This window comes from Nocardia sp. NPDC051981 (assembly GCF_040680715.1).
In the GTDB taxonomy this organism is placed as follows: Bacteria; Actinomycetota; Actinomycetes; order Mycobacteriales; family Mycobacteriaceae; genus Nocardia.
Genome location: NZ_JBFAXK010000006.1, coordinates 137,722 through 152,223, shown reverse-complemented (window position 1 = coordinate 152,223; position 14,502 = coordinate 137,722). Strand labels below are relative to the sequence as shown.

The following is a 14,502-nucleotide window of genomic DNA, read 5'->3' as shown; positions in this document are numbered from 1 at the left end:
GTGGTAGGTTCTTCGATATGTCGACGCCTTGGCAGGGATCACTTCTGGATGGCTTCGGGGAGGTGGGGCTCGGTGCGCTGCAGGGGATACAGCGCACCGAGCTCGGCGACGGCGCCTGGGTGGATGTGCTGCCGGGCTGGTTGAGCGGCGCGGACGTGCTGTTCGAACGGCTCGTGACGGAGGTGCCCTGGCGCACGGATCGGCGCGCCATGTACGACCGGATGGTGGATGTGCCGCGGCTGCTGTGCTTCTACGAGGCGGAGCGGGAGCTACCGGATCCGGTGCTGGTCGAGGCACGGGAGGCGTTGAGCGCGCACTACTCAACTGAGCTGGGCGAGCCGTTCACGACCGCGGGCCTGTGCTACTACCGCGACGGAAACGACAGCGTCGCCTGGCACGGGGACACCTCCGGGCGCGGGGCGACCGACGACACCATGGTGGCCATCGTCTCGGTGGGCGCGGCGCGCGCCCTGCTGCTGCGCCCGCGCGGCGGCGGGGCGAGCGTGCGGTATCCCCTCGGGCACGGGGATCTCATCGTCATGGGCGGCTCCTGCCAGCGCACCTGGGAGCACGCGATACCCAAGACCAGACGGCCGGTGGGGCCGCGCATCAGCATTCAATTCCGCCCGCGCGGCGTCCGATGACGAGGGGTCCGGACGCCGCGCGCACTTTCCCGCACCCGAGGGGCGTAGCCGGCATTCCGGGCGGCGGCTACGGTCAGGCGCGGCGAGCGAAGTCCGGGACCGGTTCGGGAATGACACCCCGGGCCACCAGGAAGGCCGGGAGGCTGCGGATCACCGGGATTCGGCGGAAGATCTTCAATGCCACGGGCGTTTCGCGCGAATTCGAGACGTTCAGCCGGCCCCCGACCGCCGGGCGCACGATCTGCGTGTGGGCGAGGCGCTGCATGCCCTGGATGACGACGGTCGGCAGCATCCGGCGATGCTGCACGCGGGCCAGATCCGCGGTGGTCACGGTGTGCGACAACAGTTTCGGGGCGAGTATGCGGGCCGTCGCGATCGCGTCCTGGACCGCCAGGTTGATGCCGACCCCGCCGATCGGCGACATGGCGTGGGCGGCGTCGCCGATGCACAGCAGTCCGTCGGTGTACCAGCGGTCGAGCCGATCCAGCTTGACGTTCAGCAGTTTCACCTCGCCCCAGCTCCCGAGCGCGTCGGTCCGGTCGGCCAGCCACGGCACCACCGCGGCCAGGCTGCGCATGATCTCCGCGACCGGGTGCCGCGCACGCAGTTCCGCGTCGCTGCCCTTGGCGATGAGGGTGGCGCTCTGCCAGAAGTCGCCGCGATCGAACATCACCACCATGCGATGGGCGCTGACCACCGGAACGAGTCCGGCCGGGTCGGTAGTGTTGCGAGGGATCCGGAACCACCAGGCATCGAACGGCGTCGGCCAGTCCCGCACGCTCAGGCCCGCGGCCGCGCGCAACACCGACGAGCGGCCGTCGCAGGCCACCGTCAGATCGGCCCGAATCTCGCCGGTCGCACCGTCTTTCGTGCGATAGCGGACACCGGCCACCACGCTGTTCTCGCGCACCAGATCGACCGCCTCGGTGTTCATCCGCAGCCGGAAGGCCGGTTCGGCATCGCCGACGCGGGCCAGCAGATCCAGCAGGTCCCACTGCGGCACCATGGCCACGTATTTGTGCCGGCCCGGAAGGTGGGAGAAGCTCGCCAGCGGCTCCATGCGGCCGCCGATCGGGATCTGCACGGTGTCCAGCCGCCGTTGCGGCAGTTTCGCGAAGTCCTCGCCCAGGCCCAGGGCGTCGATGAGGTCCAGGGTGGTCGGGTGCACGGTGTCGCCGCGGAAGTCGCGCAGGAAGTCACCGTGTTTCTCCAGCACGGTGACCTCGATGCCGCCGCGGGCCAGCAGCAGCCCCAGGAACATTCCCGCCGGTCCCCCGCCGACGATCAGACAGGTCGTACGTTCCATCGGGACCTCTCGAGCCGTTGACCACCGTCATTCTCGATGGTAGGCCGAGTGCGTCTCGGGCACAGTCGCTTCGCCGCGCCGAGCTAGCGGTCGCGGTAGAGCACGAAGAAGTAGGGTTCGGTCGATCCACGCTTGTCCATCACACCCAGCAGGGTGTCGTCGTCGACCCCGCGGAAGATGTCGATGATCGGCAGATCGTCGTAGATCATTGCGGCGCTTGTCTTTCCGCGGAATTCCAGATTCCGCAGGCGGGCGCGCGGAGTTCGGGTCCGCAGCATCGGCCGCAGCACCCCGAGTGACCGGCGCACTGGTTTCAGCGTGTCGACCGGCACCTTTCCCGCCAGGAAAAGGGGCACCCGTCGCGGATCCACCGGGAAGATGCCCCCGGCCGGATCGGAGAACAGCAGCGGCTGCACGCTGTCGGCACTGTCGAATTGCTTGCCGTACCAGCCGCTTTCCACCAGCATCCCGTCCCAGGGATGCCCGGTCGCCACCTCGGCCCCGCGCCACCGCCCGGTGGTGATCTCCTCGACCCGTACCGCCGGCAGACTGTCGAACAACTCCCAGGCCCGTGCGGCCGTGCCGTCCCCTGCCATCAGTGCCCGCAGCCGCAGCGCGCCATCCGTGGCCGACTCGGCGGCAACCATCATGATCTCCTCGATGAGAGCAAACGACATAATTTCTCTCACTGTATCCGGCGACCCGTGCTCACACCACACCTAGGCTGGCGTCATGCCGACCCCGCTGCCCGCCCACATCGCCGCCGCCAACCGCCTCACCGCCCGCTGGTGCGCCGCCGCCGGGACCGGGGACTTCGCACTGTCCGGCTGCGGCGTCTGGCCATTGCTCGCCCTGCTGGCCTCCGCCGCCGACGAGCCCGGACGCAGCGAACTCGCCACGGCCACCGGCATTTCCGCCGCCGACGGCCACGACCGGGCGCTGGATCTGCTGCGCACACTGGCCGAGGCCGACTCGGTCTCGGCGGCACTCGGTCTCTGGGTCCGGCAGGACCTGCCGCTGCGCCCGGAGTGGTCGCAGCGACTGCCGGCGGGAACCGTGGAGACCCTCACCGATCAGGCCGCGCTCGACACCTGGGCGAGCGGCCACACCGGCGGCCTGATCGAGAAGTTCCCGCTCCCGATCGACGCCGCGACGGTCCTGGTGCTCGCCACCGCGCTGGTCGCCCGCACCCGATGGGAGGCCCCCTTCCGCCGGACCACCATGGAGGTCACCGACGGACCGTGGCGCGGGCACAGCGGTCCCGCTCTGCGCCGGTTCTCGTCGCGCCCGCAGCACGCGAGCGTACTCGGCGCGGGTACGGCGATGACCCGCGTAATCGTCTACGGCACCGAAGATCTCGACGTTCACCTGCTCCTGGGCGAGGGCACGCCGGGCACGGTTCTGACGACCGGCCTCGACGCGCTGGAGGGCACCATCCCGATTCGGACGGACCTGCCCGCAGGCACCGAAGCACCCGGACTGAGGGTGCGGGCCGTCCCCGATCACGGACAGGGCAACAGCCTGGAAACCCTGTTGCCGCCCTTCGAGATTCGCAGCCTGCACAACCTGACCGACCAGTCGGCACTGTTCGGCCTGACCACGGTGACCGACAGTGCGCGCGGCCATTTCCCGGCGATGTCGGCGCGCCCGCTCTATGTCGACCAGGCCGCGCAGGACGTGTTCGCACGCTTCACCGAGACCGGGTTCGATGCCGCCGCGGTCACCGCGCTGTCGATGAACCTGGGCAGCGCCCGGTTCCCGAGACCCGCGCACACCGTGCTGCACACCACGGTGACATTCGACCGCCCGTTCGGATTCCTGGCCGTGCACCGGCCCACCGGACTGGCCGTGGTCGCCGGATGGGTCGCGCACCCCGGTCGCTGACGGCAAGGCCCGCCCGCCGGGCTTTTTGTCAAACCTACAAAAAGTTGGCTCGAACCTCTGGTGCGCCTTGTTTTAGTCATCTAGCCTAAAACCATGACGACAGCACGAGAGACCGCCGAGAGCATTCGGGCGGCCCGGCGGCCCGAGGATCTGTTCGGTACTGCCGCAACGGATTCCGCGGCCCGGCAGGACGCCCGGCGGCGCTACCACCGGCTGGCGGGGATCGTGCATCCCGATCGGGTGGAGGCCATCGACGCCGGCATCGCAGGGGCCGCGTTCGCACGGCTGGCCGAGCTGTACCGGCAGTGGCTGGAACTGAACGAGGCCGCCTTCGAGGTGACCGGCGCACACGGGACGTACCCGGTGGGTGCGCTGCACGCGTCGGGCTCGGTCGCGAATGTGTACCGCAGCGGCTCGGACCGGGTAGTGAAGATCCCGCGCCGGGCAGCGGCCAACCGGCTGCTGTCCGGGGAGCGAAATGCCTTGCGCGACATCGCGATCGTGGCCGTGGAGCACGAATGGCCGGCGCCGTACTTCCCGGAGCTGATCGATACGGTCGACCAGCTGGACTCCGCGACCGGCGAGCAGCGCACGGTGAACGTGCTCGGCGCGCTCACCGGGGAGTTCGTGACGCTCGAGGAGGTCCGGGCCGCCTACCCGGGTGGCCTGGATCCGCGCGACTACGCCTGGATGCATCGCCGGCTGCTGCGCTGCCTGGCCGGCGCACAGCTGGCGGGGTGGGTGCACACCGCCATCAGCCCGGCCAATGTGCTGGTGCATCCGCGCCTGCACGGAATCGTGCTGGCGGGCTGGTCTTTCGCCACCCGGCCCGGGAATCCGGCGGCGGCCACACTGAAGTCGCTCGACTATCCGCCGGAGATCCGGGACGCGGTCTCCCCTGCCACCGATGTCCACCTCGCGCATCGCCTGATGCTCACCATGCTCGGCGACCGCGCACCCGCTGCCCTGCGGTCCTACGCCACGGGGTGCCTGCAATCCGATCCACGGCTGCGGCCCGACGCCGCGGACCTGCTCGGGGAATTCGACGATCTGCTCGACCGGCTCTACGGGAAGCGCCGCTTCCGGCCCTTCGAGCTCACGAAAGGTAAGTGATAGCAATGGGTTACGGACGCTGGGACGACAGTGCCTACGACGCGGCGCGGACCTTCCGCGCGGCGAAGGGGCTCGACGACTTCGGCTACACCGCGGATATGCGGTCGGTGCCGTGGGATCAGTGGAAGGCGCACCCCACCCTGGACCCGTTCGGGGTGGACAAGCGGGAGTCGCGGGACTCGGACGACCACGGCAACTCGCTGCCCATCGCGGTGCTGTTCGACGTCACCGGATCCATGGGCAGGGTGCCCCGCATCATGCAGGAGAAGCTGGCCAAACTGCACGGGCTGTTGCAGCGCAAGGGTTATGCGGAGGATCCGCAGATCCTGTTCGGGGCCATCGGCGACGCCGACAGCGACCGGGTGCCGCTGCAGGTCGGGCAGTTCGAATCCGACAACCGGATGGACGAGCAGCTGCGGCTCATCCTGCTGGAGGGTGGCGGCGGCGGGCAGAAGTCCGAAAGTTACGAGCTGGCAGCATATTTCATCGCCCGGCACACCGGCACCGACGCGTGGGACAAGCGGGGCCGCAAGGGCTACCTGTTCATCGTCGGCGACGAGTTGAACAAGAAGCGGCTGGCCGCCCGCCATCTGCGCACCGTCATCGGCGACGACGTCGACCACGACATCTCGGTCGAGTCGATCTACCGCGAGCTGGCCGACCGCTGGCACGTGCACTACATCCTGCCCAATCAGTCCAGCTACTACCGGGATCCGGAGATCGCCGAGCACTGGCAGGGGCTGCTGGGTGAGCGGTTCCTGCGGCTCGACGATCCCGCCGCGGTGTGCGAGCTCATCGCCCTGACCATCGGCATCGCCGAGGACCGCATCGATCTCGGGGCGGGGCTGGCCGATCTGCGCGATGTCGGATCGACCAGCGAGGCCGACGCGGTGGGCAAGGCCCTCGAACCGCTGGGCGGCGCCCGGCGCGGACGCAGCGTCGGGCCGCTGCCGGCCGCCACCGGGACCGACGACGTGGATCTCTGATCGGATCCGATAGACGAAGGGACACAACATGTTCGGCGACAGCCACCTGATCGTGGTGGACCTGGGCTTCGGCGATGCCGGCAAGGGTGCCACCGTGGACTGGCTGTGCTCACGGCAAGCCGGGCTCGACGTGGCCGCGGTGGTGCGGTTCAACGGCGGGGCGCAGGCCGCCCACAATGTGATCGCCGACGGCCGCCACCACACCTTCCACCAGTTCGGGTCCGGCACCCTGTCGCGGGTGCCGACCCTGCTGTCGCGGCACATGCTGGTGGAACCGCTGGCCCTGGCCGCCGAGGCGCGCGAACTCGCCGCGCTCGGCGTCGCCGATCCGCTGTCCCTGCTCTACGTGGACGAGCGGGCCCTGCTCACCACGCCTATCCACGGAGCCGCCAACCGTTGCCGGGAGGATACGAGGGGTACCGCCCGGCACGGTTCGTGCGGCATCGGCATCGGCGAAACGGCGAGTTACGCGCTCGGCCACGACGCACCCCGGGTCGCCGACTGCCGGCGACCGGAGGTGTTGCGGCGCAAACTGATCGCGCTCGAAGAACACTACGGGCCGCTGCTCGCGGGCGGACGGCACCGCTACGACCCGATCGACGATCTGGTCGCGGCGTACACCGCTTTCGCCCGGGCCGTGGCCATCCTGCCGGGCGAGCAGCTCGCCGCGTTCGCGCGTCAGGGCCGGCTCGTGTTCGAAGGCGCGCAGGGGGTGCTGCTCGACGAGTGGCGCGGCACCCACCCGTATACCACCTGGTCCACCGTCGAACCCCGGCACGCGCGCGCCATGCTGGCGCGCCTCGGCGCGCCCGGCTGCGTGCTCGGCGTGACCCGCGCGTACATGACCAGGCACGGGGCCGGACCCTTCCCGACCGAGGACCCGGCGCTCGCGATTGCGGAGCCGCACAATGGCACCGGCGAATACCAGGGCGCGTTCCGGCGCGGGCACCTCGATCCGCTGCTGCTCCGCTATGCCGTCGAAGCCTGCGGCGGAATCGACGGCGTGGTCGTCAACCACCTCGACGCCCTCGGCGACATCCGTACCGCCACCGGCTATCTCACCCCCGACGGCTGCGTCGACCGGCTGACGTGCGGAGTCTGGCAGGACCTCGGCCACCAGCGGCGGCTCACCGATCTCCTCGCCGCCGCCACCCCGGCCCTGGCCGACCTGCCCGCCGACGTGCCTGGCTACCTGGAGGCCGAACTCGGCGCGCCCGTGGTGCTCACCGCGTGCGGGCCGGACCGAGCCGATCGCACGCTCCGGATCCCGGCTCAGGCATGATTGTCCATTTGTGGAGCAACAATCCGCAGTGTCCATCGACGTGATCACCCTGCGCTACGGACCCGACGACCCCACCGCCGCCCTCGGCATCGCGCCCCGGCGGTGGGAGCCCTTCGCGGGTGAACTCGCGCTGCCGGGTGTGCTGCTCGGCCTCGGCGAACGCCTGGCCGAGGCCGCCCGCCGCGCGGTCCACACCAAACTCGGGGTACCGGCCGACGCCATCCTCGCTGTCGGGCAGGTCGCCACCTTCGATGAGCCGCACCGCGATCCACGCGGGCCGACACTGTCCATCGCCATGTGGGCCGTGGTCGGCCCGCACGGGACCGACAGCGCGACCTGGGTCCCGTTCGACGCCGTCCCGCACCTGGCCTTCGACCACAACCAGATCGTCACCGCCGCCCGCGCCCGGCTGGCCGAGATGCTCTGGAAAGACCTGACATTCACCCGCGCCCTGACCGGCGACCAGTTCACCGCCACCAGAGCCGTCGACCTCACCACCGCCCTGCACGGCGCGAAACCCGACCCCGGCAACCTCAACCGGACCCTCGCCGCCATCCCCGGACTCTCCCGCACCGGCGAACGCGTTCGCGTCAAGGCCACCGGCCGCCCCGCTGCCGTCTGGTCCTTCACCTAGCCGACCAGGTCACCCACCCGGCCTGAACCGGTCCGGAACCCGTACGGCGCGGGACACATTGGCCAGAGCAGCGGCCTCCTGCTTGCCCGCGCAGAGTGGCCGACGCGGGCCTGCATCAGTGCCGAGGCCGCCCTCGACGCGGGCTCCTCCTGGTCTGGCGGCACGCCGAACAATTCGCGCATGCCCCGGGAACCCGTCGGTTCACGGCACCAGTACGAGACGGCCGCGCAGGCCGCCTGCGGCGAGCCGGTGGTGAGCGTCGGCGACCCGGTCCAGGGGCAGGGTGCCGGCGACGCGCGGGGTCAGGCGGCCCGCGTCCACCAGGGCGGCCAGCTCGGCCAGACGGGGACCGTCGGCGCGAATCCAGGTGTTGGCGACGCGGATTCCGCGCAGACCCGCCGGTTCCGCGCCACCCACCACGGCCGCGAACGCACCCCCGGAGCGGACCGCGTCGAGCGTCTCGGCGCCCAGGGACGCGGCGTCCACCGCACCGTCGGCACCGCCCGGGATCAGGGCGCGCACCGCCTCGCCCAAGCGTGCGCCGCGCGGGACGAAGAATTCCGCGCCGAGTTTGCGGACCAGGTCCTCGTCCGACGCGGCGGCCGTCGCCACCACCCGAAGGCCCTGGGCCACAGCCAGTTCCACCGCGAAGCCGCCGACCGCGCCGGCGGCTCCGGTGATCAGCACGGTCTGCCCGGCGGTGAGTGCGAGCGCGTCCAGGGACTGCACGGCGGTCAGGGCATTCAGGGGTATCGTCGCCGCCTCGACCGCGGAAGCACGGCGCGGGGCGAGCGCGACGGCCGCCGCGTCCAGGACGACGAAATCCGCCTGCGCGCCCAGTGGCATGTCCAGGCGGTCCGACAGCCCGTACACCTGGTCGCCGAGCGCGAAATCCTGTACGCCGGAACCGATCTCGTCGATCGTGCCGGCGACGTCCCAGCCGAGGCCGATCACGTCGCGCGGCACCATCAGGCCCGCCTGTGCCAGACCGCCCGAGCGGGTGTGCAGATCCACCGGATTCACCCCGGCGGCGGTCACCCGAATCCGCACCTGCCCGGGACCCGGCGACGGCACCGGCACGTCGGCCCGCTCCAGCACCTCGGGACCTCCGAACGAACGAATCACCACGGCACGCATGCGAAATCTCCTCTGCTGAACGGTTTTCCCACCCAGCAGCAAACGTACGGAGTGTTACTCTCCGTCGGGAAGTACGCACTTCGGAGTGCGTACCGTACGCGAGGGAGAGCCATGGCGACCAAGACCGCGGCCCAGCAGCGCACGGAGGCCCGCCGCGCCTATGACGCCTACGTCCAGGAATGCCCCACCCGGCACCTGCTCGACCGCATCAGCGACAAATGGGTGAGCCTGCTGCTCACCGCGCTCGCCGGCGGACCCCGCCGCTACAGCGACCTGTCCCGCATCGTCGCGGGCGTCAGCCAGAAGATGCTCACCCAGACCCTGCGCACCATGGAACGCGACGGGCTGGTCAGCCGCGCGGTCACCGCCTCGGTGCCGGTCCGGGTCGACTACGAGCTCACCGAACTCGGCCGCAGCCTGCTCCCGGTTATGCAGGCGATCAAGGGCTGGGCCGAGACCCACATCGAGGACGTCCTCGCCGCCCGCGAACGCTACGACAGTAACCCGAACTGACCTGGACCGTTACCGCTCAAGCAAATCCGTCGCCCCGCAGGCATATCCGTTGCGACCCGGGCATATCCGTCACAACTCGGGCAGATCGGTTGCGGCTCAGGCACATCCACTTCGACTCGGGTGAATTCGCTGCGGCTCTGGCGGATTCGTTGCGACTCGGGCGAATCCCCGATCAGGCAGGGCCGTAGTCTCACGCAGAGCCGTGGAGGACCGACTGAACCAGCTGCCGGACGGCTTCGAGAAGCCGGTCCTTCTGGCCGTTGCGGACCAGGTAGGGCACCAGGTCACCGCCCAGGGGCGCGAGCAGCAGTCCGCCGACCACGTCGGCGTCGAGATCGGGGCGGACCTCGCGGAGCAGGGTGCTGATGTGGGCGGCCCAGAAGGCGTGGAGTTCCTCGGCACGTGGATGCGGAGGTATTGCCCGATAGGCGACCGAGATCTCGATGTCGTCGGCGACCAGACGGGTCATGGCATCGAAGTAGGCCAGTAGGCGCTCCCCGGCCGGAGCGCCCGGACCGAGCGGCGGCGGACCCGACCGCACGGCCTCCATCAGGTCGAACGCACCCTCGGCCATCAATTCGTGCAGCAGGCCGGCCCGGCTGCCGAAGCGGTGGAAGAGCGTGCCCTTGGCCACCCCGGCCGCTGCCGCGATCCGTTCCATCGTGGCGGCTTCGGCCCCCTCCTCGGCGAACAGCTTCCGCGCCGCCGCCAGGATTGCCTGCCGGTTGCGCGCTGCGTCGGCGCGTTCCTTGGGCCGGACCATATCACCACTTTCATTGACAACTTGACCGACGGTCAATATCTTCGCAGACACATCTTGACCGTCAGTCAACTTATGAGAGGTTCTCAATGCACGCAATCCTATTGACCGGTACCGGCGCACCCGACGTCCTGGTGGCGAGCGAGGTACCCGCGCCGCGCCCGCAGGCCGGGGAGATCCTGGTGCACACCGAGGCGATTCCGGTGCTGTTCCCCGAGACCATGCTGCGGTCGGGCGCGTTCCCACTGCCGGTGGAGTTCCCGATCGTCTTCGGCACCCAGGCCGCCGGCGTCATCGCCGCGGTCGGCGCGGGCGTGGACCCGGCGCTGATCGGGCAGCGAGCACTGGTGAGCAGCAACAGTTTCGGTACCTATGCCGAGCAGGTCTGCGTTCCGGTGGAGACGGCGACCGCGATTCCGGACGGTCTGGGCGCCATCGAGGCGGCGGCGGTCGCCATGAGCGGGTCGGTCGCGATCCCGCTGCTGGAGACCGCGCGGCTCACCGGCACCGAGACCGTCCTGATCGAAGCGGCCGCGACCGGCGTCGGCGCCTATCTCACCCAGCTGGCCAAGGAATACGGCGCCGCGCGAGTGATCGCCACCGCGGGCGGGGCCGAAAAGGCCGCGCAGGCCCACGAATTCGGTGCGGACATCGTCGTCGACCATCACATTCCCGGCTGGACCGAGCAACTGCGCGAGATGCTCGGCGGCACAACGCTGGACGTGGTGTTCGACTCGATCGGCGGCGAATCCGCCCTGGCCCTGCTGGATCTCATGACGCCGCTGCGCGGCCGCATGCTCAGCTACGGCTTCCTGTCCGGCGCGCCCACGCAGGTCGGCGCCATGGACCTGATCATGCGCGGCCTCACCCTGATCGGCTGCTCCGGACCGGACTGGCTGGCGGGGGTCGCCGCCGCGCGCGCCGCGGCACTGAATCGCGCCGCGACGGGATCACTGACCCCGCTCGTCGACCGCGTGCTACCGCTCGGCCAGGCCGCCCACGCCCACCAGCTGCTGGCCGACCGGGCGGCCAAGGGCACGATCGTGCTGCGTCCCGCCGGGGCGTGACGAAAGTCCGGGTCAGCCGGTGATTTCCCACTCGTGGACGGTGAGTTCCGAAGCGCCCGTCGTGTGAATCGGGTCGGTGCGGATCAGTTCCTGTGCGGCAGCTAGGTTTTCGGCGGTGATCACGTACGCGCCGCCGCTGCCGTCGGTGAATCTGCCGGTTTCCACCAGCTGTCCGCGCTCGCGGACGGCCGTCAGCCAGTCCCGGTGCGGGACGATGACGGAGTCGTCGAAGCGCGGGGTGCGCATGGCCATCACGAGATACTTGCGCACCCTGCGCTTCTCCTTCGAACTACTTCTCGTCGTCGGCGACGGCGGTGGCGCGGGTCGCGGCCGCGGCCGCCCGCACCTGGGGGGCCACCTGGACCACCTGCCCGAGCACACCATTGATGAACGACGGCGAATCGTCGGTGGAGAGCTCCTTGGCCAGCTCCACCGCCTCGTCGACCGCCACCACCGGCGGAACGTCGTTGCCGTGGAACAACTCCCACACCGCCACCCGCAGGATGGCGCGGTCCACGGCGGGCAGCCGTCCCAGCGTCCAGTCCTGCAGGTACGACTCGATGGTGCCGTCCACCCGGTCCAGATCGTCGGCGACGCCTTCGACCAGGACCCGGGTGTAGGGGTTCACCGGCGCCACCGACTCCTCACGCACCGCCAGCGAGACACGCTCGGACAGCAGATCCGCGGGATCGATATCGCGGGCCTCCGCCTCGAAGAGCAGATCCACCGCGCGCCGGCGCGCCTTGTGCCGTGCGCCGAGCTTCTTGAACGACTTCTTGTCCGATTGATCGGCCACGGAAGACATTATCCGTCGCGTCAGTTGTTGACGCGGCTGATGTAGCTGCCGTCCCGGGTGTCGATGCGCAGCTTGTCACCCTGGTTGATGAACAGCGGCACCTGCACCTCGGCGCCGGTCTCCACGGTGGCGGGCTTGGTGCCGGCCGAGGAGCGGTCGCCCTGCAGGCCCGGCTCGGTGTGGGTGACGATCACGTCGATGGCGACCGGGAGCTCGACGAACAGCGCCTCGCCCTCGTGCATGGCGATCTGCACCGCCATGTTCTCCAGCAGGAAGCCCGCGTTGCGGCCCAGCAGCTGCTCGCTCAGGTGGATCTGGTCGTAGGTGTCGCCGTCCATGAAGATGTAGTCCTGACCATCGTGGTACAGGTACGTCATGTCGCGACGGTCGACGGTCGCGGTCTCCACCTTGACGCCGGCATTGAAGGTCTTGTCGACAACCTTGCCCGAGACCACGTTCTTCAGCTTGGTGCGCACGAAGGCGGGACCCTTACCCGGCTTCACATGCTGGAACTCGACGATCTGCTGCAGCTGATTGTCGATCTTCAGCACGAGGCCGTTCTTGAAGTCGCTGGTGTCCGCCACTGTCCTCGGATCTCCTACTAGTCGGTCAAACCGCGCGTCAGTCGACGACGGTCAGGTCTTTGCTGGTGCGGGTGAGCAGCTCCGGGCCCCCCTGGCGAACCACGAGTGTGTCCTCGATCCGGACACCACCGCGGCCGGGGAAGTACACACCTGGCTCGACGGTCACCGCCACGCCATCCAGCAGTGTACCCGTGCCGGTTTTGGCTATTCCGGGCGCTTCGTGAATCTGCAGGCCCACACCGTGCCCGAGGCCGTGCACGAACAGCTCACCGTGCCCAGCGGCCTCGATCACCGCGCGCGACGCCGCGTCCACCGCCTTGGTCGAGACGCCCGGGGTCAGGGCCTCGCGGCCGGCCTGCTGCGCCCGCTGGACCAGGTCGTAGACCTCGCGCTGCCAGTCCGTCGGCGCACCCAGCACGAAGGTGCGGGTCATGTCGGAGTGGTAGCCGCCGACCACCGCGCCGAAGTCGAGCTTCACGAAATCACCGGTGGCCAGCACCGACCCGGTCGGGCGATGATGCGGGACAGCCGAATTCGCGCCCGCGGCCACGATGGTCTCGAAGGCGACCGCCTCCGCGCCGTGCTCGAACATGAGCCACTCCAGCTCCCGGGCCACCTCCCGCTCGGTGCGCCCGGGACGCAGGCCGCCGCGCTCGAGCAGGGTGGCCAGGGCCGCGTCGGCGGCGTCGCAGGCCGCGCGCAGCTGCTCGACCTCGAAGTCGTCCTTCACCATGCGCAGCTGCTCGACCAGCCCCGAGACCGCGACCAGGTCCAGGCCGGTGCCCAGCGCGGACAGGCCGCGATGCTGTTCGACGGTGACCACGTGGCTCTCGAAACCGACCCGGCCGGTCTGCCACTCCCCCGCGATCTCCATGACGCGGCGGGCACTGGCCCGGTTGATCTCGGCGCGCAGATCGGGCACCTGCACGCCGACCTGGGTGAGGTAGCGGCCGTCGGTGCAGATGATGGTGCGGTCCTCGCTGGAATCCCAGGCGTACACCAGCAGCGCGGCGTTGGAGCCGGTGAAACCGGTCAGGTACCGGATATTGATCAGGTCCGTGACCAGCAGGGCATCGACGCGGTTCTCCACCAGCAGATTGCGCAGGCTGGCCCTGCGCAGCGCGTAGTCGGGGCGCCGGACCGGATCGTGATCAGCAGACATGCGTCAAAGCTACCGCCGACACGCCGCAACACCGACACGCAACACGTGAATGACCTGGTGATGGAACCCAGGCCATTCACATCGCAAGCGGTTCTCCACATTTCGCGATCACGCCCCCCGCACCGGCCGCCGCCGCGCGATCCTCGATCCATGTCTCCGTTGCCGGTCCTGCTGCTGACCCTGTGGTGTGTCGCCCTGAGCGTCTGCGATCTGCGCAGCCGGCGGCTACCGAACGTCCTCACCCTGCCCGGCGCCGCGCTCGTGCTCGGCTACGGATTCGCCACGGGCAGGCTGGCACTCGCGGTCTCCGGCGCCCTGCTGCTGGCCGTTCCCTACCTGTTCGTCCACCTCTGCTGCCCGCGCGCCCTCGGCGCGGGCGACGTCAAACTCGCCGTCGGTCTAGGGGCGGCGACCGCCCTCTGCGGCGCCCAGACCTGGTCCTGGGCGGCGTTGGCCGCGCCGATGCTCACCGCCGCCGCCGGCCTGGGCGGCATGCTCGGGCATCGACTGCCGATCCCGGGCGCGGGCGAGCGCGCGGTCGTCGCCGGGACACTCGCGCACGGGCCCGCGATGTGTGCCGCGAGCATGGTGGCGGTGGTGGCCGTGCGCTGACATCGGGCTATGCACGGGCCGT

At 70.0% G+C, this 14,502-nt stretch carries 17 protein-coding genes; 9 read left to right on the top strand and 8 right to left on the bottom strand.

All coding sequences use genetic code 11. The features are described from left to right. Positions 1–17 precede the first annotated feature (17 nt). Positions 18–644, top strand: a complete 627-nt coding sequence (locus AB0L60_RS13985; protein WP_364612434.1) for an alpha-ketoglutarate-dependent dioxygenase AlkB — start codon at positions 18–20, stop codon at positions 642–644. Between the two features lie 73 nt (positions 645–717). On the opposite strand, the gene AB0L60_RS13980 is transcribed toward AB0L60_RS13985, so the two are convergent. Both AB0L60_RS13980 and AB0L60_RS13975 read right to left on the bottom strand, forming a co-directional pair. Beyond that, complete coding sequence (locus tag AB0L60_RS13980) at positions 718–1,950, bottom strand: FAD-dependent oxidoreductase (RefSeq protein ID WP_364612431.1); 1,233 nt, start codon at positions 1,948–1,950, stop codon at positions 718–720. Positions 1,951–2,033: 83 nt separating this feature from the next. Continuing rightward, positions 2,034–2,627, bottom strand: coding sequence for a DUF4334 domain-containing protein (locus AB0L60_RS13975; RefSeq protein ID WP_364612428.1), 594 nt, complete (start codon positions 2,625–2,627; stop codon positions 2,034–2,036). A gap of 55 nt (positions 2,628–2,682) precedes the next feature. Between AB0L60_RS13975 and AB0L60_RS13970 the strand changes: the two genes are divergently transcribed. The 5 genes from AB0L60_RS13970 (at position 2,683) to AB0L60_RS13950 (ending at position 7,849) form a co-directional block, all read left to right on the top strand. Further along, the gene (locus AB0L60_RS13970) at positions 2,683–3,834 is read left to right on the top strand and encodes a serpin family protein (RefSeq protein ID WP_364612425.1); all 1,152 of its coding nucleotides are present in this window, start codon (positions 2,683–2,685) and stop codon (positions 3,832–3,834) included. A gap of 93 nt (positions 3,835–3,927) precedes the next feature. Then, a complete protein-coding gene (locus AB0L60_RS13965) occupies positions 3,928–4,947 on the top strand; it encodes a hypothetical protein (RefSeq protein WP_364612422.1) in 1,020 nt (339 codons plus the stop codon). Positions 4,948–4,952: 5 nt separating this feature from the next. Beyond that, a complete protein-coding gene (locus AB0L60_RS13960; RefSeq protein ID WP_364612419.1) occupies positions 4,953–5,933 on the top strand; it encodes a hypothetical protein in 981 nt (326 codons plus the stop codon). 28 nt (positions 5,934–5,961) lie between these two features. Further along, complete coding sequence (locus tag AB0L60_RS13955) at positions 5,962–7,215, top strand: adenylosuccinate synthetase (RefSeq protein ID WP_364612416.1); 1,254 nt, start codon at positions 5,962–5,964, stop codon at positions 7,213–7,215. A 28-nt stretch (positions 7,216–7,243) separates the two neighbouring features. Beyond that, on the top strand, positions 7,244–7,849 hold the full coding sequence (locus AB0L60_RS13950; RefSeq protein WP_364612413.1) for an NUDIX domain-containing protein: 606 nt from the start codon (positions 7,244–7,246) through the stop codon (positions 7,847–7,849). Positions 7,850–8,050: 201 nt separating this feature from the next. On the opposite strand, the gene AB0L60_RS13945 is transcribed toward AB0L60_RS13950, so the two are convergent. Further along, on the bottom strand, positions 8,051–8,986 hold the full coding sequence (locus tag AB0L60_RS13945; protein ID WP_364612410.1) for an NADP-dependent oxidoreductase: 936 nt from the start codon (positions 8,984–8,986) through the stop codon (positions 8,051–8,053). A gap of 111 nt (positions 8,987–9,097) precedes the next feature. On the opposite strand from AB0L60_RS13945, the gene AB0L60_RS13940 reads away from it, so the two are divergent. After that, on the top strand, positions 9,098–9,499 hold the full coding sequence (locus tag AB0L60_RS13940; RefSeq protein ID WP_364612407.1) for a helix-turn-helix domain-containing protein: 402 nt from the start codon (positions 9,098–9,100) through the stop codon (positions 9,497–9,499). 190 nt (positions 9,500–9,689) lie between these two features. Here the strand turns inward: AB0L60_RS13940 and AB0L60_RS13935 are convergent, their stop codons facing one another. After that, entirely contained in the window at positions 9,690–10,262 is a 573-nt protein-coding gene (locus tag AB0L60_RS13935) for a helix-turn-helix domain-containing protein (protein WP_364612404.1), read from the bottom strand. 86 nt (positions 10,263–10,348) lie between these two features. Between AB0L60_RS13935 and AB0L60_RS13930 the strand changes: the two genes are divergently transcribed. Beyond that, positions 10,349–11,326, top strand: coding sequence for a zinc-binding dehydrogenase (locus tag AB0L60_RS13930; protein ID WP_364612401.1), 978 nt, complete (start codon positions 10,349–10,351; stop codon positions 11,324–11,326). Positions 11,327–11,338: 12 nt separating this feature from the next. Here AB0L60_RS13930 and AB0L60_RS13925 read toward each other — a convergent pair whose 3' ends face one another. Genes AB0L60_RS13925 through AB0L60_RS13910 form a run of 4 tightly spaced genes read right to left on the bottom strand, consistent with a single transcriptional unit; the run spans position 11,339 to position 13,868 of the window. Continuing rightward, positions 11,339–11,596, bottom strand: coding sequence for a YciI family protein (locus tag AB0L60_RS13925; protein ID WP_364612398.1), 258 nt, complete (start codon positions 11,594–11,596; stop codon positions 11,339–11,341). 19 nt (positions 11,597–11,615) lie between these two features. Beyond that, entirely contained in the window at positions 11,616–12,122 is a 507-nt protein-coding gene (gene nusB / locus AB0L60_RS13920) for a transcription antitermination factor NusB (RefSeq protein WP_364612395.1), read from the bottom strand. A gap of 20 nt (positions 12,123–12,142) precedes the next feature. Next, positions 12,143–12,706, bottom strand: coding sequence for an elongation factor P (gene efp, locus AB0L60_RS13915; RefSeq protein ID WP_354837343.1), 564 nt, complete (start codon positions 12,704–12,706; stop codon positions 12,143–12,145). Positions 12,707–12,743: 37 nt separating this feature from the next. Then, positions 12,744–13,868: a Xaa-Pro peptidase family protein gene (locus AB0L60_RS13910; protein WP_354837341.1), complete on the bottom strand. Its 1,125-nt coding sequence runs from the start codon at positions 13,866–13,868 to the stop codon at positions 12,744–12,746. 150 nt (positions 13,869–14,018) lie between these two features. On the opposite strand from AB0L60_RS13910, the gene AB0L60_RS13905 reads away from it, so the two are divergent. Then, entirely contained in the window at positions 14,019–14,480 is a 462-nt protein-coding gene (locus tag AB0L60_RS13905; protein WP_364612390.1) for an A24 family peptidase, read from the top strand. Positions 14,481–14,502: the final 22 nt, after the last annotated feature.